Here is a 25,300-nt window from a genome sequence, read left to right on the forward strand (position 1 = left end):
TCAGGACTCCATCGGCGTTTGGTCGGCACCGCGCAGGACGATGTCGAATTCGTAACCCAGTGCGTACTCCGGCTCGGTGATGTCCATCGAGAAGCGCGCGATCAGGCGGTCGCGGGCGTGGGCCGGCGTCGCTTCGAAGATCGGGTCGTAGGCGAGCAGAGGATCACCCGGGAAGTACATCTGTGTGACCAGACGGGTCGCAAAGTAATGGCCGAATACCGAGAAGTGCAGATGCTGAGGACGCCACGCGTTGTGGTGGTTCTTCCACGGATACGCGCCCGGCTTGATCGTCAGGAATTTGTAGCGGCCTTCGGCGTCGGTCATGGCGCGCCCGGCGCCGAGGAAGTTCGGGTCGAGCGGCGCGTCGTGCTGGTCGACCTTGTGCACATAGCGCCCGCACGCATTGGCCTGCCACAGCTCCACGAGCGTGTTCGGCACCGGACGCCCGCCTTCGTCGAGCACGCGGCCCGTGACGATCATGCGCTCGCCCAGCGGCTCGCCGTTGCGCACCGCATTACGCGTGAGGTCGTTGTCGAGCGCACCGATGATGCCGTTGCCATAAACCGGCGAGCGCAGGTCGGCCAGATTCTGCTTCACCGGCACGAGCAATTGCTTGGGGCCGCGCAGCGCCGTGGACTTGTACCCGCTGTCGATGAGCTTGGGATGCGAATCCCAGTCGCGGGGGCGCAGGACGGTTGTCGTCTTCGACATGGTCTCACTCCATTTTGTGTTGACTGATCTGGCAGGCACGTTGGCCGGTCGCCAGCTTGTTTTCGACACTATATCCATAATCAACGGATATATTTATTGACATTTTCTTAGGCTTTTCATAACTTTTCGGCATGGAAAGACATCTACTCGACGGACGCATCAAGCTGCGTCATCTGCAATGCCTGCTGGCCGTCGCCCAGCACGGCAGCTTGCAGCGCGCGGCGGAAGCCCTGTCCATTACGCAGCCCGCCGTTAGCAAGACGATTGCCGAGCTGGAAGGGTTGCTGGGCGTGCGTCTGTTCGACCGTGGCCGTAACGGGGCCCGCCCCACTGCACAAGCCGAGCTGTTCCTGCGCCATGCAGGGGCGAGCGTCAGTGCGTTGCGTCAGGGCATCGACGTGCTGTCGCGTGCCGTCGGCCAGACTGGCGGCGTGATCGAGATCGCCGTGCTGCCCACGCTCGCGGCGGCGATGATGCCCGGCGTGCTCGAAGCGTTTCGACGCGAATGGCCGGGCATCGTCGTGCAGGTGCATACCGGCGCCAACCAGCAACTCCTCACGCAACTGAAGTCCGGTCAGGTCGCGCTGGCGCTGGGGCGGATGTCCGACCCCGAAGGCATGGCCGGGCTGACGTTCGAACATCTGTGCGCCACGCCGCTGTGCGTCGTCGTGCGGCCCGAGCATCCGCTGGTGCAGCAGCGCAGCGTGTCGATGGCGGACATCGCCCACCATCACGTGATCCTGCCGCCGCACGGCACGATCCTGCGTCACACGGCGGACAGCTTTCTGCGTGCGCACGGCGTCGGCACGCTCGACGACTATTCCGAACTGCTTTCGATGTCGCTCGCCCGCGCGATGACCTTGCGCGACGACGTCGTCTGGATCGCCTCGGAGATCACCGTGCAGGACGACCTCGCCGACGGCGCACTGTGCGCCCTGCCCTTCGCGACGAAAGGCACCGAGGAGTCCATCGGCATTCTGTGGCGCAACGACACCGTGCCCACGCCGCCCGGGCAGACGCTCATCAGCGCCATACGCGAAGCTGCGCGCGTGCGTTACGGAATGCCGGGATTGCGCTGACGACATCTCGGCTCACACCTCGGCGGCGGTCATTGTGTTCGACACGGCCGCCAGCCCGAGCATGCCCACGGCGTTGTCCTTAAGCAGCAGCGGTTTGACCTCGTCGCGAAAGCCCGCCGTCTCGAAGTCCTTCAGCCAGCGGTCCGGTGCGATGAGCGGGAAATCCGAGCCGAACAGCATCTTCTCGCGCAGCAGCGAATTCGCGTACTGAATCAGCTCCGGCGAGAAGTACTTGGGCGACCATCCCGACAGATCGATGTAGACGTTCGGCTTGTGAAGCGCGATGGACAGTGCCTGCGATTGCCACGGCCACGACGGATGCGCGATCACGATGTTCATGTTCGGGAAGTCGGTCGCCACGTCGTCGAGGTGGATCGGCTCCGAGTACTTCAGCCGCAACCCGCCGCCGCCCGGCATGCCCGAGCCGATCCCCGAATGCCCGCTGTGGAACACCGCCGTGAGTTTGTGCTCGGCGATGAGTTCGTACATCGGGTACGCCATGCGGTCGTTGGCGAAGAAGCCCTGCATCGTCGGATGGAACTTGAACCCGCGCACACCGAATTCCTCCACCAGCCGACGTGCCTCACGCACGCCCATCTTGCCCTTGTGCGGATCGATGCTCGCGAACGCGATCATGATGTCGGCGTTCTCCTGCGCAAAGCCCGCGATCTCCTCGTTCGGAATGCGGCGTCGGCCGATGTTCGCTTCGCAATCGACGGTGAACATCACAAAACCGATATTGCGCTCACGGTAATGCGCGATGGTCTCGGGAATCGTGGGACGGCGGTTCTGCTTGAGTACCGTGCCGAAGTACTTGTCGGCGGCGTCGTCGAACGCCTTGCCGAACAGGTCCGGTGGCTGACAGCAGGACACTTCCGCGTGCACGTGCGTGTCGATGGCGACGAGATTGTCTAGGTTCATTCGGCGGTCTCCGGATCCTGAATCTGCGATGCAACGATCGCCATCGCGCGGTGCGTCTGCGGCAGTTCGAACTTCAGCCAATAGCGTGCGGCGCGGCGTTTGGCGTCGGAAGGGATGCCCGCCGCGACCTCCGCTATCGAGGCCTGCGCCCAAAGCCCGGCCATCGACAGGCCATGTATCGCCTGCATGACTTCCCCTGCGACGCACAGCGCGGCACGCGGCGTCGCGCGCGCCAAAGCGATGAGCGAGGGCATCAGGTCGGTCCACGTATCGAAGCCGTGAAGAGCGTCGTCGAAGCCATTCAGTCGTTCGAGCGCCCGCGCTTCCCTTACCTGCGCCTGCCCCCACGCCAGCCAACGCGACAGCGTCACGCCCTTGTCTTTGACGATCTTGCGCATCAGCAAATCGATGGCCTGAATCTCGTTGGTGCCCTCGTAGATCATCGGAATGCGCGCGTCTCGCACGAATTGCGAGATGCCCGTCTCTTCGACGTAGCCATAACCGCCGAAGACTTGCAGCGCATCGCTTGCCCCATGAAATGCCTGCGCCGTGGCGGTGGCTTTGACGATGGGCGTGAGCAGCGCCGCGAGCGCATCGGCATCGGCGCGCATGGCCGAGGTGGCCGCGTGATGGGCTTCGTCGATGGCAAGCGCTGCGCGATACAACAGCAAGCGCGCGCCCTCCACGCCGACACGCTGCCCTTCGAGCAGACGCCAGACGGCCGGATGCCCGGCAATCGGCGTCCCGGCGTCTGCGCCCGGCACACGAGATTGGGCACGCTCATGCGCATGACGCACCGACATCTCGTAAGCGCCCTGCGCCAGCCCCACCGCCGACGCACCGACATGCAAACGTGCCGAGTTCATCATCGCGAACATCGCCTCCAGTCCGCGATGCACTTCGCCGACGAGATACCCCGTCGCACCTTCGAACGCCATCGAACAGGTCGCGCTGCCACGAATGCCCATCTTGTGTTCGATGCCGGTGCAGCGCACTTCGTTGCGCTCTGCGTTCGCGAGAATCTTCGGCACCAGAAAGAGCGATAAACCGGCGCTGCCTGCTGGTGCATCCGAAGTGCGCGCCAACACCAGATGCACGATGTTCGGCGTCAGATCTTGCTCACCGCCGGAGATGAAGATCTTTTCCCCCGTGACGCGCGCAGTCTCCTGTTGCTCGTCGGCCCAGACCGCGCGCGTACGAATCTGTCCCAGATCGCTGCCCGCGCCCGGCTCCGTCAGACACATGGTCGCCAGCCACTCGCCGCTGACCAGCGGCGCGAGCCACGCGTCGCGCAATGCTGCGCTGCCGAAGCGGTGTACGCACTCAAACGCGCCGTGCAGAATGCCGGGGTACATCGTCCAGGCGAGATTCGCGCCCGCCGTCAGTTCCTGCACGGCGATCTGTGCGACGAGCGGCAGTCCTTGCCCGCCCAACGACGGATCGCACGGCAGCGACGGCCAACCCGCGTCGCGATACTGACGGTAAGCGTCGGCGAACCCCGCAGGCGTGCTCACTACACCGTCGCGCCAAGTGCAGCCCTCGCGGTCGCCGACAGCATTCAGTGGGGCAAGCACCTCACGCGAGAAGCGAGCCGCCTCGTCGACGACCTGCACGAGCGTGGCCGTATCGAATTCCTGGAACGGTGCGAGCCGCATCAGCGCCTCGCCTACCCCGAGTGTCTCCAGCACGAACGCGATGTCATCGGCCGCGCTGCGCAATTCCGGTGAATGCATGACGGTGACCTATCGACGTGCGGGCGCAAGGATCACGCGTGGGTCGCCTGCGGTGGCGGCGTGGAGCAAATCCACCGTCGCGGACCGATGGTCTTGCACCGCGCGCTGATTGATCGACCCCTTGTCCGTCACCTCGCCTCTGTCGAGCGACGGCGGTGTGTCGAGCAGCAGCAGACGGGCGACGCTCGTGGCGCTGCCGCTCGCGTTGGCATTGAGCTGCGTCAGGAGCGACGCGAACATCTCGCGCACCGGCGTCGACGCCAGCACGTCGGCCAGCGGCGCATCCGCCGGCAAACCGCTCAGTCGACGGCAATCGTCCACGCGCGGGAAGATCATCAAGCCGATATCGTCGCGATTGATGCCGGTGACCACGGCGTCCTGCACGTACGGTGCGCCTTCGGAGATCACGCGCGCGCGCAGCGGTCCCACGCTGACGAAGGTGCCCGAGCTGAGCTTGAAATCCTCGGTGATGCGACCGTCGAACTGAAGACCCGCCTCAGGGTCTTGCGCATCGACGAAGGTCGCGGCGTCGCCCGTGCAGTAGTAGCCCTCTTCGTCGAAGACCGGGTCCGACGCTTCGTGACGCCAGTACCCCGCCATGACGTTCGGACCGCGAAAACGCACTTCGAGCTTGCCGCCCACCGGCGCGAGCTTCACCTCGCACCCCGGTGCGGGCAGACCGATGTAGCCTGCGCGCATGACCGGTCCCGTGGTGAACATGCAACTCGGCGACGTCTCCGTCATCCCGAGACCGGACATGATGCGAATCCGCTCGCCGCAATGCGTTTCGGTCACACGTTCGAGCCGGTCCCACGCCGCTTGCGACAATCCCGCTCCGCCGAAAAAGTAGAGATTCACACGAGCGAAGAAGCGCTCGCGCAGGGCCGCGTCGCGCTCCAGCGCAATTGCCAGGTCTTCCCAGCCCTTGGGCACATTGAAGTAGACGGTCGGGGAGATCTCGCGCAGGTTGCGCAGCCTCTCCTCGAACTTACCCGCGACGGGCTTGCCGTCGTCGATGTGGAGCGTGCCGCCGTTGTAGAGCGCGATGCCCACGTTGTGACTACCGCCATACGTGTGATTCCACGGCAGCCAGTCGACGAGCACGGGCGGCGCCTCGCCGAACGTCGGGAAGGTTTGCAGCAACATCTGCTGGTTGCTGCACAGCATGCGTTGCGTCGTCGGCACGGCCTTCGGCTGACGAGTCGAGCCCGACGTAAAGAGAATCTTGGCGACGGTATCGCCGTTCACCTTCGCGTGTACGGCATCGATGTCGCGCGGCACCACGTCCGCCAGCGTGTCGAACGACACGGTGCCGAGATCGCCGTGTGCCGTGACGCGAATCACCTCGTCGCTCAGCACAGCGTCCATCGCGCGCCCGTAAGCCGTCGCATCGCTCGCATACACGAGGCCCGGCTTGAGCAGACCCAGCGTGTGACGCAGCTTGCCGTAGTCCGTCGACACGATGGAGTACGCTGGCGAAATCGGAGCAAACGGTACACCCGCGTACATCGCGCCCAGCGCGAGTTGGAAGTGTTCGAGATCGTTGCCCGAGAGAATGGCAATGGGCCGCTCCGACGACAGGCCCCTGTCGCGCAAGGCCTGTGCAATGGCGCGCACGCGCAACAGCATCTGCGCATAAGTGATGCCGACCCACTCGCCTTGCGCGTCACGGCGAGCAACGAGCCATCGCGTCGGATGCTTCGCTGCGCCCGACACGAGCCGATCGGTCAGACGTTCGGGAAAATCGCCCAGCGCCTCACGCGAGCGCAGATACCAGAACTCGCCGTCGCGCTGCACTTCGACACCGGGATTGCCGATGGCGACATGCCGGTAGCGATGCCCGGCCACATTGTTGCCTTGATTCAACACACTGTCTCCTGCTGGGGCTCTGCCCTCTGGGTCCTGCACTCGCCCGGCACGACGCGCTTTTGTTCTCTGGGCAGCGTTCGTGCGCGGGGATCAGATCGGATAGTGACGCGGTGTCGTCTGCACGGTGATCCAGCGCAGCTCCGTGAATTCGCCGATGGAGGCCTTACTACCGAAACGTCCGTAGCCGCTCGCCTTCACGCCGCCGAACGGCATCTGCGCTTCGTCGTGCACAGTCGGGCCATTGATGTGGCAGATGCCCGATTCGATACGTTTGGCCAGTTGCAGGGCGCGCGAGACATCGCGACTGAAGATCGCCGCCGACAGACCAAACTCGCTGTCGTTCGCCACGCGCACTGCTTCGTCGTCATCGCTCACACGCTGAATCGTCACCACCGGGCCGAACGACTCCTCGCGATACAGGCGCATCGCAGGCGTCACGCCATCGACAATCGTCGCCTGCATGATGGCGCCGTCGACGCGGCACCCGAGCGGCAGACTCGCACCGTGTTCGCGCGCGTCCTCGACCAACGCCGCGACACGCGACGCCGCCTGCGCGCTCACCATCGCACCGAGCACGCTATCGGGCGACGTCGGCGAACCGGCGTGCAGCTTGGCGGCTTTCGCTGTCAACTTCTCCACGAACGCATCGGCAATGCGTGCGTCGACAATCACGCGCTCCGTCGACATGCAGATCTGCCCTTGATTGAAGAACGCACCGAAGGCGACGCCATCGACGGCAGCATCGAGATCGGCATCGTCCAGCACCAGCACGGGCGCTTTGCCGCCCAACTCCAGCAACGCAGGCTTGAGATGCTCGGCCGCCAGACGCGCGATGATGCGGCCGACGTGCGTCGAGCCAGTAAAGTTCACGCGACGCACTGCCGGATGCGCGATCAGACGCGCCACGATGTCGCCCGCATCCTGAGGTGCATTCGTCACGACGTTGACGACACCGTCGCCAAGACCTGCTTCATGCAGGCAAGCACCGATCAGCGCATGCACGCCGGGACATTGCTCCGACGCCTTGAGCACCACGGTATTGCCGCAAGCGAGCGGCATGGCTAGCGCACGCGTCGCCAGAATCACCGGCGCATTCCACGGTGCGATGCCAAGCACCACGCCGACTGGCGAGCGCACGGCCATTGCGAGACTGCCGGGCACGTCGCTCGGAATGACGCTACCGTCGATCTGCGTGGTCATCGCCGCCGCTTCGCGCAGCATGTTGGCGGCAAGCATGACGTTGAAGCCGTACCAGTTCGCCATCGCGCCGGTCTCGGCTGCGCCAATCGCGATGAACTCTGCCGCGCGGGCGTCCATGCGCTCGGCCGCCGCCATCAGACGCTGACGGCGCGCCGTCGGAGAGAGCGCCGCCCACGCCGGGAACGCGGCCTGCGCAGCATCGACGGCCGCGTCGGCGTCGGCCAGCGTGGCCGCCGGGGCGCGCGTCGCCACGTCACCCGTCACCGGATCGATTCGCTCGAACGTCGCCCCGCCTTGCGCGCCGCGCCACTGGCCGCCAATCAGCATCTGCACTTCATGCATCGCAGTCTTCCTCAGTGTTCAACGCTTGTAGGCTTGCAGGCCCGGCTTGATCGACTTGTCGTCAAGGAACTGCTTCAGACCCTGTTCGCGGCCATGCTCCGGATCGCGCAGTTGGGCCTGATCGAGCTTGGCGTACAGGTAGTCTTCGCACTGCTCCCACGTGAGTTCGCGCGAACGCTTGAAGCCGTGCTTCGCCGCACGCAGCACCACTGGGTTCTTTTCGAGCAGCTTGGCCGCGAGCGCCAGCGTGGCGGCACGCAATTCGGCAAGCGGCACGCTCTGATTGACGAGGCCCATATCGGCAGCTTCACGGCCAGTGAACGTGTCGCCCGTCATGATGTAATGCAGCGCGCGACGGTGACCCACGGTGTCGGCCATGGCCTTGCTCACCAGATTGCCCGGCGGAATGCCCCAGTTGATTTCCGACAGACCGAACACGGCGTCATCGGCAGCAATCGCCAGATCGCACGCCACCAGCGGCGAGAAGCCGCCGCCGAAGCACCAGCCGTTGACCATCGCGATGGTCGGCTTGGCGTACATGCGCAGACGACGCCACTGCCAATCGGACGCGTCGCGACGAATGCGTTCCTGCACGATTTCCGGTCCGCCGTCGATCTCGCGGAAGTATTCCTTCAGGTCCATCCCCGCCGTCCACGCTGCGCCTGCGCCCGTCAGCACGACAACACGCGCGTCGCTATCGAGTTCGAGCGCGTCGAGCACCTGGTTCATCTCGGTGTTCAACGTCGGGCTCATGGCGTTGCGCTTGTCCGGACGATTGAAGGTCACCCAGCCAATGCCGCCCTCCACCTTCACGTCGACCGTCTTCCAGCGTCCTTCGTATGCATTCATTTTGCGTAATTCCCAAATGTCCGGGGCAACCGGACCGCGCGCCGGGAGTGGTGCGCGGCGTTGCCGACAGACACAATTTAATATCAGGTTACCTTACATTGCAAGCGCGACGACTTCAGGGGAAACCCTGAAGATCGATCCGCGCTTGCGATCAGAACGTGTGACGCATGCCGAGCATGACGCCCGCCTGCCCCTCGCCTGCGGGCGGCGTGGTGCCGCCACCGCCACCGCTGACCGAATAGGCCGCGCGGGCGCTGTTGAAGAGGTAGGCGGCCTGTGCATAGACAGCCGTGCGCACGGAGAGCGAGTACGTGGCGCGCAGCGTTGTCATCGTGCCGCGCGTATCGTGGTCGCTGTTGATGATGCGATAGACCTCGGCGTCGACCAGCCAGGCGGGCGTGACGCTGTACGCCGCGCCGAGATAGAACAGGTTCGAATGCGTGTTGACGGCAGACGTCGACACGCGACGTCCCAGCCAGCCGCCGCCGACCTTGAGGGCGCCGTACTTGTAATACGCACCGAGGGTGGTGCGCGTGTCCTTGTCGCCGCTGCTGGTGAAGGCGGAGGTGGCTTGCCCATCGAAGAAGTTGGCCGCCGCGTTGGTGCCGCCGCGCTGCTCTTCATACGACGCCGCCACGCCGAAGTTGCTCGCGTCGTACTTCAGCATGACCGACCAGTCGCGACACTGCACCGACTGACCCGGCACTTGTCCGGCGCAGGTGCCCTGCCCCGGCGAATTGCCGGTGCCTGCCGAGTCGCGACCGAAGGAGTAGCCTGCGCCGAACGTCAGGCCCTGCCAGCCGACCTGATACGTCACCGAGTTGTCGGTGCGGGCGTTCGGGATGTAGGCGTCGAACGACCCCATGCCGTAGATGTCCGGGCCGAGAATGTCGGAGCCCAGCAGCGCGTAGTACGTCATGGTGTATTGGCGACCGAACGACAGCGTGCCATACGGTCCCTTCACACCCACGAACGCCTGACGGCCGAACAAACGACCGCCTTGTCCGAGATCGCCGCCACGAATATTGAAGCCGCTCTCCAGTTGGAAGATGGCCGCAAGTCCTCCGCCGAGGTCTTCGCTGCCGCGCAGCCCCCAGCGCGACGGCAATTCGCCGGTCACGCCGGGCATACGCACGACCGAGCCGTTCGGGCTCGCATGCGAGACGTACTCGATACCGGTGTCGACGATGCCGTACAGCGTGACGCTCGACTGCGCGCTGGCAATGGCCGGTACCGCCAATGCGGCGAGCGCCGCGAGTGGCGCAAGCGTGTGACGTGAAATGCGAAAAGCCATGAAAGTCTCCAAATTATTGATGTCGTTATGTGTGCTACGTGAATCAGGCGATGCATCCGGCGGTGCGCCAGAAAAAACGCGACGGCGGCCTTCGCATGCCGTCCGTCGCGCACAAGCGAGGCCGAGTCGAGTCAACCTTTCGGGCCAACTCGTGAAGCGAACTCAGTCGGCCGCGCGGGGACGACGGATCAGCGTGAGTGCCGCAAGCGCGGCCACGATCGTCACGGGAATGCTTGCGCCGATCACCACCGCAGCGCTGCTGCCCACCGCGAGCAACATGCCAGCGGCGAGCGGGCCCACCACGGAGCCGATGCGACCGATGGCAACCGCTGCGCCCACGCCGGTGCCACGCATGGCTGTCGGGTAATAGGCGGCGGCGAGCGCGTAGAGCACCGACTGGCCGCCGATGATGAACATGCCAGCAAAGAATGCTGCCGCAGCCAGCACACCGAAACCATGTGCGGCGGCCAGACCGACGAGCGACGCGATCATGCCGAGATACATGCCGCCGATCACGAACGACATGCGCGCGCGGTCCATCAGATAGCCCAGTCCCAGCACGCCGACAGCGCTCCCCACGTTGAAGAGGATCTGCACCCAGCCGATTTCGCCACGTGCAAGGCCACGCGACCCCATCAGCGACGGCAACCAGTTGAGCAGGAAATACAGCACGATCAGCGTGCAGAAGTAGGACAGCCAGAGCTGAACCGTCGAGAGGCCGCGCCCTTCGGAGAACAGCACCGACATCATCGGCGCAGGCGTGGCGCGTTGTCCTTGCGACGTCGCCGCTGCGAATGCACGCGACTCCGGCAGGAACCAGGCGAGCAACGGCAGGAGCAGGATCGGGCCCAGGCCGCCGACGTAGAAGATGTGCCGCCAGTCGGCGTCGCTTACCGCCAGCATACCGATGGTCGCCGCGATACCGCCTCCCAGCGGAATGCCGCAATACATGATGCTCACGGCCGTGCCACGCAGACGCGGCGCCACCGCCTCTGACGACAGTGCAATCAGGTTCGGCATCGCGCCGCCCAGCCCGACGCCCGTGAGCATGCGCACGATCACCAGCATCCAGAAATCCGATACGAACGCGGTGGCGATCGACAACACACCGAAAAGCGCTGCACTCAGCATCAGCACGCGCTTGCGGCCGATGCTGTCGGCGAGGCGTCCGCCCACCATCGCGCCCGGCAACAGACCAAACGTGCCCGCCGAGAACGCAATGCCCATCTGCGCCACGCTCAGGCCGAACTCCTTGGACATGCCACGCGCCGCCACCCCGACCGACTGCAAGTCGAGTCCTTCGAGCAACGCCACCGCGAAGCACAGCGCGAGTGTCAGCGCGACGGAATTCGTCGCACTACCGACGCCGCCGGTTCCGTCATCTCCCAACGGCAGCGCCTGCGCGCCGCCCTCCCGATTCGATTTCATGGTGTCTCCTGTCATCTTCTTTATGGATGTCGGTTGCCACCCCGCACGGTCCACCGACATCGGCAACGAACGCGTATTACACAACCATTTAATCAGGTAACCTGATATTAAAGGCGCACATACGACGGACGTGACAACGCCGCGAGAGCGTTGCATCGCTTTCGTCTTACCGGGTCACTGGGATTCGGTCGCGCGGTTATTTAACGTCCGCAGACTGCCGCAGACGGGGCGCGATCCGGTTAGCCGCCGGTGGGCACACAACGATGCCTACCGGGGTGACGGACTCCATTTAATATCAAGCAACCTGACAATACAAGCTATTGTCCGGTCGGGACAAACCCGGAGTCAGTCGCGCAGATTGCGCACGAACAATTCGAGATGACGTTGTACGGCGGCGGCGTCTTCGCGCGCCACACCGGCACGCATGCGCGTGTCGATTTCCTTGGCGACGGCTTCGCATTGCGCGAGTACGCGCCGACCTTCGTCGGTCAGTTGCAGCAGTACGATTCGGCCGTGATTCGGATCCGGTTCGCGGGTGATCCACTGACGCGACGCCATGATGCTCACCACTTCATTGGCGGACTGCGGTGTGATGAACGAGCGTTGCGCGAGTTGCGCATTGGACAGCTTGCCGCGCGCATCGAGCACGGAAAGCGCGGTGAATTGCGCGAGCGTGAGGCCCAGCGGTGCGAGCGCTTCCGACATGTGTCTGCGCAGCAAACGGTCGAGACTGGCGATGACGTAGGTCAGGCGCAGCTTGGAGCGGCGCGGGCGGGTGTCGGCGCCTGTCGCATCGGCGCAGGCCACGGGTTCCGCGTCGCCATCGGCCGCGAGCGCGACGTTGTCCGGCGTGTCGTGCGAACGTGAGTCGCTGGCGGCAACTGCAGCGGCAGTCTTCTTCTTCGAGGGTACGACGCTCATGATGACTCAGCGAGAATGCGCAGATTTTCGCGTAATGCGGGAAAGTCAGCAGTGTAACGCCGCCGCCGGGGCGGTGGCGACGGTCTGCCCGCGATTCATCCCGACGATGAGCGGCGTTCGCCGCCTGACCGGCTCGCCGGAAGCCCACTCAGGCCTCCGGCGCAGCCGGCAAGCGGTATCAGCTGGCGAGCTTGCGGAACGTTTCCAGCACGGCGTCGCCCTTGAACGGCTTGACGATCCAGCCCTTCACGCCAGCGGCCTTGCCGCGCTCCTTCATGGCCGGGCTGCTTTCCGTGGTGAGCATCACGACATTGACGGATGCGTTCGCGAGTTCGCCGCGAATCTTCTCAACCATCGTCAGGCCGTCCATATTCGGCATGTTCACGTCGCTGATGACGAGACGCACGCCGGGGCTGGCCTTGATCTTGGCGAGGCCGTCGCGGCCGTCGACGGCGGTGTCCACGTCCAAGCCGTTCTTGCGCAGAAAGCCGGCGACTTCGTCGCGCACGGTGCTCGAATCGTCGACCACGAGAATCTTCGACATGGTGTTGTCCTTTGTGTGTAAGAGAGAGTGAATTGGCGAGCCGGGATCTCAAAACATTTCCAGCGCCCCGGTCTCGACGGGCTCAGCTGCGCTCTGCGCCGCCTCACGAAACGCTTCGGGCGACCAGTTCAGGCTGAATACAAAGTGCTGATGCAGCGTAACGATCTGACCGTTGACCGGATCGGTCAGGCGGTAGACGAAACACAGCTGCGGGTTATCGGTGCCGAAGGTGATGTACTTCTGCTTGTGGTTGATGAGCAGCGGCACTTGCACCTGCGTGCGGTCCACGGCGAGCGGATCGCCCATGTAGCGGTTCTTGAATGCGCCCCAGACGAGGTTCGTCAGCTCGCCCAGCATGCCGTTGAGTTCACGAAAACCGGCCTGCCCTTCACAGCGACCGGTGTGCTCCAGCAGTTGCATGAACGGCACCTGCTCGGCCTGCATCATCATGTAGCCACGGCACCAGGCGCTCTCGAGCGGAATCAGGCTGAACACTTCGCCGAAGATGATGCGGTCGCGCACTACGCTTGGCGAATCGCAGGTCACTTCGACGTCGCCGAACAGACCACGGAACACGCCGTCGGTGATGTCGATCATGCCGCGGACCAGCGCGTCCGGGTACTCATGCTCGACGCTATCTTCAAGGATCAAGAACTGGCTGACGGACTCGCGGGGGGAGCTTCGGTTCATTGTGGTGGTTTCCTAAAGCGTAATTCGTGAGAGGCGATGGGGTGCGACCTGAAGCGACATCCGGTGCACGAGCCGCGTCAAAACAATTCCAGTTCACCGCCGGTGTCCTGCGTCACGCTGACATCGGCGTTGAAGTCCAGCGGCGCATGCGCACACACGCACAACGTAGCCGCAAGACTGACCGAACCGTCGAGCGTGATGTCCCACGACGCCAGATGGTTCGGCTTGAGTTGCATGAGGTGAGGCACGCAGCGCGCGCTGAGCACGTAGGGCGTGGACATGCCCAGATCGGGGAAGTACCCCAGTAACTCCTGGTTGATCGCCCCGCAGCACAGATTGCTGATTTCGAGGAAGGCTTCGCGAAACGACTTCTCCTGATCGTCGCCCACGAAGTACGCGCGGGTGGCGTCGTCTTCGTCGAAATGCAGCACGAGCAGCATGCGAAAGTCGATGCCGGAGATCGTGAGCACGACCACGTTGGTGTGACGCACCTTCAGCGCGATGCTCATGGTCGTATCCGACGCGTCGGCCTGCTGCACGGCGAGCGGTGCAATCTCGCACTGTGCGTCGGCCGAGCGGGCGAGCCGCGTGCGCGCCGCCTTGTGAAGGATGCGTTCGAAACTGTCGCGTGCGTGAGCGCTGATCACAACGAAACCTGCCTGCTGAGTGCTTAGTGGAGACGGGAATGCAGCTGCTGCGCCAGCGATTCGACGCTTGAGAGCGACGCCGCAATCATCTTGCCGCCGGCCTGAATGTCCTGGAACGTCGCCGTGGTCGTGACGTCGTTGCGATGCAGGCTGTCGCGGTAGCTCTTCGAGAGTTCTTCCGAGCGCGTCGCCAGCGCGCGCACTTCGCTCGCGACGATGCCGAAGCCGCGACCAGCCGTGCCCGCGCGCGCCGCTTCGATGGACGCGTTGAGCGACACGATCAGCACATGGCGCACGATCGAAGCGAGTTCGTGGTTCTTCGCGTGCATGTCCTGGTTTTGCGTCATCAGCGAAATCATCTGCTCGTGCCAGCGCTCGAACGTGGCCGCCAGACCGCGCAAGCGAGCGGCTTCACCCGCGATACGTTGCGCTTCGCCCTGCCACATCGCCTTGTCTTCCAGCACCGACGCTTCTGACTTCTGTGCGGCCTGCAAGTCCTGCTCGGCCTGCGTCAGGCGCGCCTGCAATGCGGCGATGGCGTCGTCATGCGACTGAACGAGTCCGTCTTTGTCTGCGACGGCGACACGCTCACGCTCAAGCGCCTGCTCCAGCGCTTCGTCGTGCGTTTTGGTCAGCGCGCGCCAATGCGCCGTGGCCTGCGCCATGCGCCAGCGATGCACGACGTAACCCGCAACGCCCGCACCGACGAGGCCCGCCGCCGCACCCGCGAATAGCCATTGAACTGCTTCCATACTCGATCCATCTCCGAAAGCGGTGTGGCGGCCGCAGACCCGTCAGGTCTGCGCCGCCTCGCCGATCGTCCTTACGCCGGGATTCCGACGCTCTTGTTCGCGCCTCAGACCTTCCCGGTTTGCGACAAGTCGTCTCGCGACGTGTCCTGCGCCGCCGTCAGACCGTTCGATCCGGCTTGCGGGGCACCGTCTTCCAGCGCGGGCAGGTCGACGGCATCGGCCGCCACGCTGTTCAGATCGAAGCCGTCGACCACGAGGTTGTCGGGCAGGCACACCACCGTCTGGAACTGACGGAATTCCGCGCCCTTGCGTTCATCCGTGAAGCGCAGTTCGATGCGGCCGTGTTCGCGGCGCACGAAGTCCTGTACGGCGTCCATGCCAACGCCACGTCCCGACACCTCGGTGACGCTCGACGCTGTCGAGAAGCCCGGGCGGAAGATGAACTGCGCGATCTGTTCGTCGGTCACGTACGTCTCGGCCGTGATCCAGCCGCGCTGCACGGCGATGCTGCGAATGCGATGCAGCGCAAGGCCACGACCGTCGTCGGTCAGCGTGACTTGCAGCATGTTGTGATCGAGACCCACTTCGATATCGATGGTGCCCGCCGCTGGCTTGCCCTTCGCACGACGCTCGTCCGCCCCTTCGAGACCGTGGTCCATCGAGTTGCGCAGCAGGTGCATGAAGACGTCGCGCAGAATGCGCACGGCTGGGGCACGCAGACGGTAGCCGTTGTCGTCGATACGCACGGCCGGAGCGGGTTTGCCGAGTTCGCCCGCGAGCGACGGCAGCGAATCGAGTACGCCGCCCAGCGCTTCGCCTACACCTTCGGTGCCCAGCAGACGCAGCGTCTGGTGCACCGCGTCGCGCATGGCGACCAGTTGATGCGGATCGTTCGGATCGGCGGCTTCAAGCATGCGCAGGCTCGCGCGGATGTGCGCGCGGTCCACCACCATCGACTGTTCGTCGGCGGTGCGGCCCGGACCCTTTCGACCGAGGCTCATTTCGTTGATGTGAGCATACGTGTCGACAGCGTCGCGCACGCGTTCGAGTTCGCGCATCAGGCCGTCCTGATCCCACAAACGGGCCTCGTCCGGCGCACGCAGATCGTGATAGCGCTGCTCGGTCTCGTGCACGACGTTCGTCAGGTATTGCAGGTTGTACGTGCGCGCATTGCCCTTGATCGTGTGCATGTTGCGGAACAGCTCGGCAATGGCCGCGCTGTCGGCCTGCGAGTGCTTGCGGATGATGCGCTCGTTCTCGCGAATGAAGCCCGTCGAGCTTTCGATGAAGTGATGGAACTTCTCCTGACTCACCGCCAGAATCTCGCCGATCATCTCCAGACGCTGCTTCTGCTCGTTCGCTTCAGCCGCGAGTTCGCGCAGTTCGGTCACGTCGCGCACGCACAGCATCAGGCGCAGGATCGTGTCGGTCTCATCGGTGATCGCCGACCACGTCAGATCGAGCTGCTTGATGCGGCCGTCCGGCATGCGCTTGCCGATCTCGCCGACCAGCAGGTGTTCGTTGAACGCGAAGTTGATGGCGTCCTGACCGATGCAGGCATCGATGGCCGCTTCGACTTGCGAGACGGCGTCGGACCCCAGATCGCTATCGGCGAACACCAGATCCATGACGCCGCGACCGGCAATGTCCTGCGTCTCGAAGATCGCTTCGAGGTAGGCCGAGTATTCGCCGTGCACTTTCGAACCGTCGACGACCGTCAGAATGCCCTGCTGCATGTTCTGCAACATCGCCTGAATGTCGGCCGTCTTCTGCTTGAGTTGCGCGGAGCGCTCCTGAATCTTCTCGATCATCCCGTTGAAAGCGACGATGGAGTGCCCGATTTCATCCATACGGCCAACCGGCACGCGACGGGTGAAGTCCTGACTGTTCGCGATCTCGCTCATCATGGCCTGCATGCGCGAGAGCGGACGCGTGATCTGGCGATACAGCAGCGCGCCGATGGCCGTGAGCAGCACAATGGCAAGCCCCGTCACGATGCCGATGGCCGTCGTGGTGGTCGAGAGCGTGTCGTTGAGCGTGGCGATGGCCGAGTCTTTCTGACGGTTCTTCTCCACGCGCAGCGTGTTGACCACGCCTTCGAGTTCGTCGCGGTACTGCGCGACCATCGCGAAGAGGAACGCCTGCGCCATCTCCGTCTTGCCCGCCTGCTTGAGCTTGGCGGTGTCGTTGATGGCGTTGAAGTAGTTGTCGACGCTCTCGCGTGCCTGCGTCACCAGCCCCTTCTGGGCGTCGCTTGCGGCGCCTTCGGCCTGACGGGCGAGCGACTGGTCGATGTCGCCGCGCAGCTTCTTGAGATTGTCGAGCGCCTGTTCGACGACGGTTTCGTCGGGCGCGTATACCAGCGTCATCGTGGCGATCTGCACCGCCTTGACTTGCGAGACGAGATCGGCGGAAGCGAGCGCGCTGGGCACCACACCTTCCGTTACCTGCCGTACTTTGTGAGCGCTGGCGCGTGTCTGATAGACCGCGTAGCCACCAATGATCGAGAGCGCGACAAACGTCAGGATCACCAATAGCGTTATTCGATGACGGATGGTCATTGCGTCATTTCCCCGGGTCGCACCGGCGCCCGGTGCCACGCGTGATTTGACGCAGTAGATCGGCCGCCGAATTAGTTTGTAGATTCCTCGTGCGCCGTGATTATTGCGGGTGAACTGTGACGATTCGATGAATCAACAGAAGCTTCACGTTACCTTGATGCCGTAGTGCCGTGTAGGAATCCGAGATGAGTAAGCGCGTACTGACGAGGCTAACATCCTTAGACCATCAAGATTTCGGTCCTCACAACGTCCCCCATCCTTCGCGTTGCAGCGGCCACCCAGTCAGCACTAACTTCTGCGCTCGTCCGCGATGGCATCGATGCGTTGCAGCGATTCGACGACCAGCTCGGTGAACTGTCGCCACAGTTCGGGCTTCGCACGCCCGCGCTTCACGATGCGATGAAAACCCAGCGTGACTTCCGGGTCAGTGAGCACCTCCCAACGTACCGCGCGATGACGACATGCAGGCAGCGCGAACGTCGGCACGATCGCTGTGCCGACACCGGCTTCGGCCATGCCGATCAGCGTCTCAAAGCGGCGAAACGGCGCGCGTGGCTCGTCTGCCCGGTCGATGCGCGCGAGATGCGTCTCGACAAGTTGCTGAATCGGATTGTCCGACGGCAGACCGATCAGCGTTTCGCCCCGCAGGGCGTGCCACGATGCATCGCCCGCTTCCGCTTTGGGGTTGCCCGCTTTGCGGGCAGGTCGCTTCGTCGCCGTCACGCGCATCAGACGAAACGATTGCAGCAGGGTTCGCTCGATGCCGTGCGAAGCCTTGGTGAAAAAGCCGAAGCCCATGTCCGCCTCGCCCTGCTCGACAAGCGCATGCACCTGCGCAAGTTCGGTTTCATGCAGCCGCAGGTCCACATCGGGGTTCGCCCGTTGAAACGTACCGAACCACTCGGGCATCAGATGCGACGACACGAGGGGCGTGGCCGCAATGCGCAGCGTCTTGCGCGACACCTGCCCGAACGTCGCAATCTGTCCCGCGACGGCATCGAGCTGGCTGACGGCCGCACTCGCGACCGGGAGCAACGCATGACCGGCGTCGGTCAGCGTCACGCTGCGCGTCGTGCGGTCGAACAGACGGCTGCCGAGTTGCGTTTCGATCTCGCGCATCATGACCGACAAACCCGCCTGCGTGATGTGCAGCCGCTCGGCGGCACGCGTGAAATTGCCCAGCGTGGCCACGAGTACGAACGCTTTCAGTTGACGCAGTGAGATGTTCATCGTCAATTCATAACTGATTCATATTAATTCATATGATAGTCAAAATTCCCTGATGACTGACGACGCGCTTTAATGGTGGCCATTCCAGAACCATTTGCGCAGTCGCGCTCAGGAGACTTTCCCATGCCCCCATCGATCGACGTGGCCATCGTCGGCGCAGGTATCGGCGGTTTGACGCTCGCGCTCAATCTGCATGAAGCCGGTATCGCCTGCCGTGTGTTTGAGGCCGTCCCCGAAATTCGTCCGCTGGGTGTCGGCGTGAACATCCTGCCGCACGCCGCACGCGTGCTCGACGGGCTGGGCCTGACGCCTGCACTGCGCGAGGTTGCCGTGACGACGCGCGAGTCGGCGTTCTTCAACCGCTTCGGCCAGTTTGTCTACAGCGAACCCGCCGGAGAACATGCCGGTTATGCGTGGCCGCAGTTCTCGATTCATCGGGGCGATCTTCAGGGCGTGTTGCTTGCCGCCGTGCGAGAACGTCTTGGAGAAGACGCCGTCGTCGTGGGGCATCGCTGCACCGGCTTTCTCCAGGACGACGACGAGGTCACGATCTCGTTCGAGTCACCGGAGGGCGACAGCCTGCCGCCGGTTACAGCGCGCCTGCTGGTCGCCGCAGACGGCATCCACTCGGTCGTGCGCAAGCAGTTCTATCCGACTGAGGGCGCGCCGCGATACTCCGGCGTCAATATGTGGCGTGGCAGCGTCGTACTGCCGCCGTTCCTGAGCGGCGCATCGATGGTGCGCGCGGGCTGGCTGTCGGTAGGCAAGATGGTGATCTACCCGATTCGCGACAACGTCGACGGCCACGGCAATCAGTTGGTGAACTGGGTCGCGGAGATCGAGGCGCCACGTCCGGCGCGTCGCGACTGGAACGGCGTGGGGCGTCTGGAAGACTTCTTCCCCGCATTCGCCGACTGGCACTTCGACTGGCTCGATGTGGCGGGCATGATCGAGGCGACCGAGACGATTCTGGAATATCCGATGGTCGATCAGGATCCGTTGCCGCGCTGGAGCTTCGGACGTGTCACGTTGCTGGGCGACGCCGCGCATCCGATGGTGCCACGCGGCTCGAATGGCGCGGGGCAGGCGATTCTCGACGCGCCTTGTCTGGCCGCACAATTGCGCGAGCACGGTCTGACGCCGAAGGCGTTGGAGGCCTACGATGGCATTCGCGGCAAGGCGACCGCCGACGTCGTGCTGATGAACCGCAAAGCGCCGCCGGACGCGATCTTGCAAACGGTGCACGAACTGAGCGGCGACAAGCCCTTCACGCATATCGACGATGTGATCAGCGCCGCCGATCTCGCGGAGATTTCGAATCGCTACAAGAACGTTGCGGGTCTGAACCGGGAAGCACTTAATGCCGCGCAGGCTGCTCAGGCGGCTCAGACGGGTCGTTGAGTCACCCGGCAGTCGACTACCAATCACGCGTGCGCGCCCCCCAGGTGCGCACGCTTTTGCCTATTAGACAGAGCCTCGCCAACGAGGCCGATCATGGAGACAATGCCATGCCCCAACCCAGCATCGATCTGCGTGCGCTCATCGACGAGCGGCCCTTCGGCCGTTACCAGATATTCGTCACGGCGCTTTGCGGGCTGATCGTTTTTCTCGATGGTTTCGACACCCAGGCCATCGGCTATGTGGCCCCGGCCATCGTGCATGCGCTGGGCATCGATCGCTCGGCGCTCAGTCCCGTGTTCTCGGCCAGTCTGGTCGGCCTCACGCTCGGCGCGCTCGTCGGCGGACCGGTGTCCGATCGCGTGGGGCGGCGCCCGGTGCTGATCGCGGGCATGCTGATCTTCGGGGCGATGTCGCTCGCGACGGCGTTCGCGTCGTCCGTCACTTCACTGCTGGTGTTGCGACTGCTCACCGGCATCGGGCTGGGCTGTGTAATGCCCAACGCGATTGCGCTGACCGGGGAGTTCGCCCCCGAGCGCGTGCGCTCCACCGCCATCATGGTGATGTTCTGTGGATTCTCGCTGGGCGCGGCGCTCGGTGGACTCGCTGCGGCAGGCCTGATTCGGGATTGCGGCTGGCCATCCGTGTTCATCGTGGGCGGTTTGCTGCCGCTCGCCGCTGCACTGCTCGCCTGGCGACATCTGCCGGAATCGCCGCGCTTTCTCATCGTGCAGGCAAAGCATCCGGCACGGCTGCTTGCCGTCCTGCGGAAACTCGCCCCCGATCTGCCGGAAGACGTGCGCATCGACAGCGGTGCCGACGTGCACGCCAAGGGGCATGTCAGCGTGTCCGCCCTCTTCGCGGACAAGCGTGCGCGGATCACCGTGCTGCTGTGGGTGATCTTCTTCATGAGCCTGATGGATTTGTACTTCCTGTCGAGCTGGCTGCCGACGGTGATTCACGATGCAGGCATCGCACTCGATACCGCTGCGATCATCACCTCCATGCTGCAAATCGGCGGCACGCTCGGTACGCTCACGCTCGGACGTGTATTCGACCGCGTCCCGCCCTTCAAAGCGCTCGGCGTGGTGTATCTGGGCGCAGCGGTGTGCGTCGTGCTGGTGGGATTGGCGGGCACATCGGTCGCGGTGCTCACCGCGACGATCTTCGGGGCGGGGTTCTGCGTCGTCGGCGGACAGATCGGCGCGAACGCGCTGGCCGCACGCACCTATCCCACGACGATTCGCGGCACGGGTGTGGGTTGGGCCTTGGGGATCGGGCGTATCGGCTCCATCGTCGGGCCGATCGTCGGCGGTGTGCTGCTGGCCCTGCATTGGGACCCGCAGCACCTGTTCATGATGGCCGCCGTGCCGGTGACTATTGCCGGGGTGGCGGCCTTCACGATCAGCGCTTTCGTGCAACGTGAAGCACGGCTTGAAGCCCGTCGCGTCGCCCGCACTGCGAGCGACGCTATCTGACGAAGACGGGACTCGGCGAACTCAGTAGCCCGCAGCGAGGCCGTCGCGACGGCTGTCGCTCGCGGCCACGTAGCCGCGCTCCGGATCGTTGCGATCCAGACGCCAGATGTACTGGCCGGAGCCGAAGTCCATGTACGGGTCGTCAATGGACTTGAGCTTGTGGCCCAGCGCTACGAGCCCGGCCACCGTTTCGCGGTCCATCGTCGACTCGATATCGACGGTGAAGTCGCGATTGACCTTCCAGCGCGGCGCGTCGCAGGCGGCCTGCGGTTGCTGACCGTAGTCGAGCATGCGTACCACCGATTGCAGATGGCCTTGAGGCTGCATGTCGCCGCCCATCACCCCGAAACTCATCACGGCTTCGTGCTGACCGTTGACCTTCTGCGTGAGGAACGCCGGAATGATCGTGTGGAACGGGCGCTTGCCGCCCTCGACCACGTTCGCCGACTTCGGGTCCATCGAGAAACCGCAGCCACGGTTTTGCAGCGCGATGCCGTAGTCCGGCACCACGACGCCCGAGCCGAAACCCATGTAGTTCGACTGGATGAAGCTGACCATCATGCCCTGCTCGTCAGCGGCCGTCAGGTAGATGGTGCCGCCGGACTTCGGCATGCCGAAGTCGAAGTGCGTCGCCTTGTCCGGATCGATGAGCTTCGCGCGCTCGGTCAGGTAAGCGTCGTCGAGCATCTGCTCCGGCGTCACTTCCATCGAGCGCGGATCGGCCACGTACTTGTAGAGATCGGCGAAGGCCAGCTTCATCGCCTCGATCTGCAAGTGCTGCGAATGCACGCGGTCCACCGCGAGGCTGGAGACATCGAACTTGTCCAGAATGCCCAGCGCGATCAACGCTGCGATGCCCTGTCCGTTGGGCGGAATTTCGTGCACGGTGTAACCGCGATAATCCTTCTCGATGGGCTTGACCCAATCGGCGCGATAGTTGCGCAGATCGTCGGTCGTCATCACGCCACCATGCTCGGCGCTCCAGGCCGCGATGCGCTCGGCGATCTCGCCCTCGTAGTACGCACGCGGGCCCTCCTTCGCCAGCAGACGCAGCGTACGGGCGTGGCCCGGCATGCGCATCATCTCGCTGGTGGTCGGCGCGCGGCCATTCGGCATGAACGTCTGCGCGTATCCCGGCTGATTCTTGAGTTCGGGCACCGCTGCGGCCCACTTGCGCGCCACGATGTTCGCGACAGCATGACCGCGCTCGGCGATCTCGATGGCCGGGGCCATCAGGTCGGCGAACGGCAGCTTGCCGAACTTCGCGTGCAGGGCTTCCCAACCGGCGATCACGCCGGGAATGCTGACGGAGTCGACGCCGCGAATCGGCTGCTTGGCGATGCCGTGCTCCTCGCCGTACTTCTTGCGGAAGTAGTCGACGTTCCATGCGCCGGGGGCGGTGCCCGAGGCGTTCAGGCCATGCACCTGCTTGCCGTCCCATACCAGCGCGAAGCAATCCCCGCCCAGACCGTTGGAGACCGGCTCGACGATGGTCATGCACGCGGCAGCGGCAATCGCGGCGTCGACGGCATTACCGCCCTGCCAGAGAATGCGCAGACCGGCTTGCGCGGCGAGCGGGTGCGACGTCGACACGATGTTGCGGGCGAACACCGGCAGGCGCGGCGTCGGGTACGGGTTTTGCCAGTTGAAGTGCGTCATGGGAATCGCTGATGACCTCTGTCTCGAATGGTTGGAATAAGTCTGCCGGAGCGTGATGTTGCTTTGGTTGCGTGACGTTTATTGCTCGCGAGGATCCAGCGCGTCGCGCAGTCCGTCACCCAGCAGGTTGAAGCCGAGTACCGTCAGGAAAATGGCGATACCGGGAAAAATGGACATCCAGGGTGCTTGTTCGACAAAGTCCTTGGCCGTGTTGAGCATCGAGCCCCACGACGGCAAAGGCGGCAATTGCCCCAGCCCGAGGAACGACAGGCTCGCCTCGGCAATGATCGCGGTCGCGACCGTGAGACTGGCCTGAACGATGATTGGCGGCAGCACGTTCGGCAGGATGTAGCGCACGATGATGCGCGTGTCCGTGAGGCCGATAGCACGCGCACCCTCGACGTACTCTTCCGCCTTCACGGTGAGCGCCTGCGCGCGCGCCAGCCGGACGAAGCGCGGCATGGCGGACACACCGATGGCAATCATCGCGTTGGTGAGGCTCGCGCCGAGGAACGCCGCCATCGCAATGGCCAGAATCAGGAACGGGATGGACAGCAGCGCGTCGGCCAGCCGCGAGACGATGGCGTCGACCCAGCGGCCGAAGTAGCCCGCCAGGAGTCCTAGCGGCACGCCCACGATCACCGCGATACCGACCGACACCACCCCCGCCGCCAGCGACGCCTGCGCGCCGTAGATCATTCGCGCGAGAATGTCGCGGCCCAGCTCGTCGGTGCCGAACCAGTGCAGCGCACTCGGCGCCTGACGCACCGTCATGAAACTCGTGGCAATCGGGTCGTAGGGCGAGATCCACGGCGCGAGCAGGGCGACGAGGACCGCGAACGCGACGATGATTGCCCCGGCGACGGCCGCCTTGTTGCGCGCGAACTTGCGCAGCCCGCGATAGCGACGACGCGGCAGGCGCTCGGCGCTCACGGCAGCGGCCACCGGCGCGACGGTAGGATTCGCGTCCGGCGTCGAAGAGGATGACGTCTGTGTCGTCTGGATAGCAGCCATGTTCTCTAGGGTCTGTTCACATTCTCAGGCGCGACGCAGGCGCGGGTTAAGCAGGACGTAAAGCACGTCGGCCAGCAGGTTCAGCACGATGAAACTCACAGCGGTCACCAGCACGACACCCTGCACCACCGCATAATCGCGGTTGAACACAGCGTCGACGACCAGCTTGCCGAAGCCCGGAATCGTGAAGACCTGTTCCGTCAGCACCGCCCCCGCGAGCAACTCGCCGAACAGCAGCGCCAGCACCGTCACAATCGGGATCAACGCATTGCGAAACGCATGTTTGAGCACCACCGTACCGCGCAGCAGCCCCTTCGCACGCGCCGTACGGATGTAATCGGTGCGCAGCACGCCGAGCATGGCGCTGCGCGTGTGACGCATCAGTTGCGCGCCCAGCGCCGCCCCGAGCACAAAAGCGGGCATCACCATCGTCTTGAAGCTCATCCACAGATCTTCGCTCGGTGGCACGTAGCCCGACGACGGCAGCAACTGCCAGCGCACGGAGATGAGGAAGATCAGCAGAATGCCGAGCCAGAAGTTCGGAATCGACATGCCCGAGAGCGCCAGCACGTTGGATCCGTAATCGATGGCTTTGCCACGATTGGCCGCCGAGAGAATACCCAGCGGAATACCGATGCCAATAGCGATCACGAGGCCGAACATGGCCAGTTGCAGCGTGACGGGCAACTTCTGCGCGATGAGTTTCGTCACAGGCTCGCCCGTGCGCAACGAGTTGCCGAGATCGCCGCGCAGCACGCTGCCGATCCACAGCGCGTACTGTGTGGGCAGCGGCTTGTCGAGGTGATACTTCTCGCGCAGGGCAGCGATGACCTGCGGGTTCTGATCCTCGCCAGCCATCGCGAGCACGGGATCGCCGGGCAGCATCTTCTGCAACCCGAAGATCATCATCGACACGATGATGAGCGTGGGAATGGCAACCAGCGCACGATGGACGACGAGGCGCAGCATGGCGGCAGTCC

At 64.2% G+C, this 25,300-nt stretch carries 21 protein-coding genes; 3 read left to right on the forward strand and 18 right to left on the reverse strand.

Features of this window, described 5'->3' with window-relative positions; genetic code table 11:
- Entirely contained in the window at positions 1-711 is a 711-nt protein-coding gene (gene pcaH / locus PCO31010_RS16965) for a protocatechuate 3,4-dioxygenase subunit beta (protein ID WP_150577561.1), read from the reverse strand.
- A gap of 131 nt (positions 712-842) precedes the next feature.
- Here pcaH and pcaQ point away from each other — a divergent pair, with 131 nt between their 5' ends.
- Positions 843-1,790: a pca operon transcription factor PcaQ gene (gene pcaQ / locus PCO31010_RS16970; RefSeq protein WP_150665265.1), complete on the forward strand. Its 948-nt coding sequence runs from the start codon at positions 843-845 to the stop codon at positions 1,788-1,790.
- Positions 1,791-1,802: 12 nt separating this feature from the next.
- On the opposite strand, the gene PCO31010_RS16975 is transcribed toward pcaQ, so the two are convergent.
- The 14 genes from PCO31010_RS16975 to PCO31010_RS17040 all read right to left on the reverse strand — a co-directional run bounded on the left by PCO31010_RS16975 (position 1,803) and on the right by PCO31010_RS17040 (position 18,771).
- A complete protein-coding gene (locus PCO31010_RS16975) occupies positions 1,803-2,711 on the reverse strand; it encodes an amidohydrolase family protein (protein ID WP_150665266.1) in 909 nt (302 codons plus the stop codon).
- Positions 2,708-4,444, reverse strand: coding sequence for an acyl-CoA dehydrogenase family protein (locus PCO31010_RS16980; protein ID WP_150665267.1), 1,737 nt, complete (start codon positions 4,442-4,444; stop codon positions 2,708-2,710). The genes PCO31010_RS16975 and PCO31010_RS16980 overlap by 4 nt, the downstream gene beginning before the upstream one ends.
- Positions 4,445-4,453: 9 nt before the next feature.
- The gene (locus tag PCO31010_RS16985) at positions 4,454-6,310 is read right to left on the reverse strand and encodes a feruloyl-CoA synthase (RefSeq protein ID WP_150665268.1); all 1,857 of its coding nucleotides are present in this window, start codon (positions 6,308-6,310) and stop codon (positions 4,454-4,456) included.
- Between the two features lie 93 nt (positions 6,311-6,403).
- Entirely contained in the window at positions 6,404-7,855 is a 1,452-nt protein-coding gene (locus tag PCO31010_RS16990) for an aldehyde dehydrogenase (RefSeq protein ID WP_150665269.1), read from the reverse strand.
- 18 nt (positions 7,856-7,873) lie between these two features.
- Positions 7,874-8,704 (reverse strand): p-hydroxycinnamoyl CoA hydratase/lyase, encoded by an 831-nt coding sequence (locus PCO31010_RS16995; RefSeq protein ID WP_150665270.1) that lies wholly within the window; start codon positions 8,702-8,704, stop codon positions 7,874-7,876.
- Positions 8,705-8,855: 151 nt separating this feature from the next.
- Positions 8,856-9,998 carry a porin gene (locus tag PCO31010_RS17000; RefSeq protein WP_150665271.1) on the reverse strand — a complete coding sequence of 381 codons (1,143 nt, stop codon included), beginning with the start codon at positions 9,996-9,998 and terminating at the stop codon, positions 8,856-8,858.
- Between the two features lie 162 nt (positions 9,999-10,160).
- Positions 10,161-11,426, reverse strand: coding sequence for a 3-(3-hydroxy-phenyl)propionate transporter MhpT (mhpT, locus tag PCO31010_RS17005; protein WP_246184644.1), 1,266 nt, complete (start codon positions 11,424-11,426; stop codon positions 10,161-10,163).
- Between the two features lie 345 nt (positions 11,427-11,771).
- Positions 11,772-12,347: a MarR family winged helix-turn-helix transcriptional regulator gene (locus PCO31010_RS17010; RefSeq protein ID WP_246184645.1), complete on the reverse strand. Its 576-nt coding sequence runs from the start codon at positions 12,345-12,347 to the stop codon at positions 11,772-11,774.
- A gap of 178 nt (positions 12,348-12,525) precedes the next feature.
- Positions 12,526-12,891 carry a response regulator gene (locus PCO31010_RS17015; protein ID WP_046290992.1) on the reverse strand — a complete coding sequence of 122 codons (366 nt, stop codon included), beginning with the start codon at positions 12,889-12,891 and terminating at the stop codon, positions 12,526-12,528.
- 48 nt (positions 12,892-12,939) lie between these two features.
- Entirely contained in the window at positions 12,940-13,581 is a 642-nt protein-coding gene (locus PCO31010_RS17020; RefSeq protein ID WP_150665272.1) for a chemotaxis protein CheX, read from the reverse strand.
- Positions 13,582-13,658: 77 nt separating this feature from the next.
- Positions 13,659-14,228, reverse strand: a complete 570-nt coding sequence (locus tag PCO31010_RS17025) for a hypothetical protein (RefSeq protein WP_150665273.1) — start codon at positions 14,226-14,228, stop codon at positions 13,659-13,661.
- Positions 14,229-14,251: 23 nt separating this feature from the next.
- Positions 14,252-14,980: a methyl-accepting chemotaxis protein gene (locus tag PCO31010_RS17030; protein WP_150665274.1), complete on the reverse strand. Its 729-nt coding sequence runs from the start codon at positions 14,978-14,980 to the stop codon at positions 14,252-14,254.
- 104 nt (positions 14,981-15,084) lie between these two features.
- Entirely contained in the window at positions 15,085-17,541 is a 2,457-nt protein-coding gene (locus PCO31010_RS17035; RefSeq protein WP_246184646.1) for an MCP four helix bundle domain-containing protein, read from the reverse strand.
- A gap of 288 nt (positions 17,542-17,829) precedes the next feature.
- Positions 17,830-18,771 carry a LysR family transcriptional regulator gene (locus PCO31010_RS17040; RefSeq protein ID WP_150665275.1) on the reverse strand — a complete coding sequence of 314 codons (942 nt, stop codon included), beginning with the start codon at positions 18,769-18,771 and terminating at the stop codon, positions 17,830-17,832.
- Between the two features lie 123 nt (positions 18,772-18,894).
- Between PCO31010_RS17040 and PCO31010_RS17045 the strand changes: the two genes are divergently transcribed.
- Both PCO31010_RS17045 and PCO31010_RS17050 read left to right on the forward strand, forming a co-directional pair.
- Positions 18,895-20,172, forward strand: coding sequence for a flavin-dependent oxidoreductase (locus PCO31010_RS17045; RefSeq protein WP_150665276.1), 1,278 nt, complete (start codon positions 18,895-18,897; stop codon positions 20,170-20,172).
- Between the two features lie 107 nt (positions 20,173-20,279).
- A complete protein-coding gene (locus PCO31010_RS17050) occupies positions 20,280-21,647 on the forward strand; it encodes an MFS transporter (RefSeq protein WP_150665277.1) in 1,368 nt (455 codons plus the stop codon).
- Between the two features lie 21 nt (positions 21,648-21,668).
- On the opposite strand, the gene PCO31010_RS17055 is transcribed toward PCO31010_RS17050, so the two are convergent.
- The 3 genes from PCO31010_RS17055 to PCO31010_RS17065 form a co-directional block, all read right to left on the reverse strand.
- Positions 21,669-23,306, reverse strand: coding sequence for a gamma-glutamyltransferase family protein (locus PCO31010_RS17055; protein ID WP_150665278.1), 1,638 nt, complete (start codon positions 23,304-23,306; stop codon positions 21,669-21,671).
- Positions 23,307-23,384: 78 nt separating this feature from the next.
- Positions 23,385-24,320 carry an ABC transporter permease gene (locus tag PCO31010_RS17060; protein WP_246184647.1) on the reverse strand — a complete coding sequence of 312 codons (936 nt, stop codon included), beginning with the start codon at positions 24,318-24,320 and terminating at the stop codon, positions 23,385-23,387.
- A 24-nt stretch (positions 24,321-24,344) separates the two neighbouring features.
- A complete protein-coding gene (locus PCO31010_RS17065) occupies positions 24,345-25,289 on the reverse strand; it encodes an ABC transporter permease (protein ID WP_150577545.1) in 945 nt (314 codons plus the stop codon).
- Between the last annotated feature and the right edge of the window lie 11 nt (positions 25,290-25,300).

It is taken from the genome of Pandoraea commovens, from assembly GCF_902459615.1.
Lineage (GTDB): Bacteria > Pseudomonadota > Gammaproteobacteria > Burkholderiales > Burkholderiaceae > Pandoraea > Pandoraea commovens.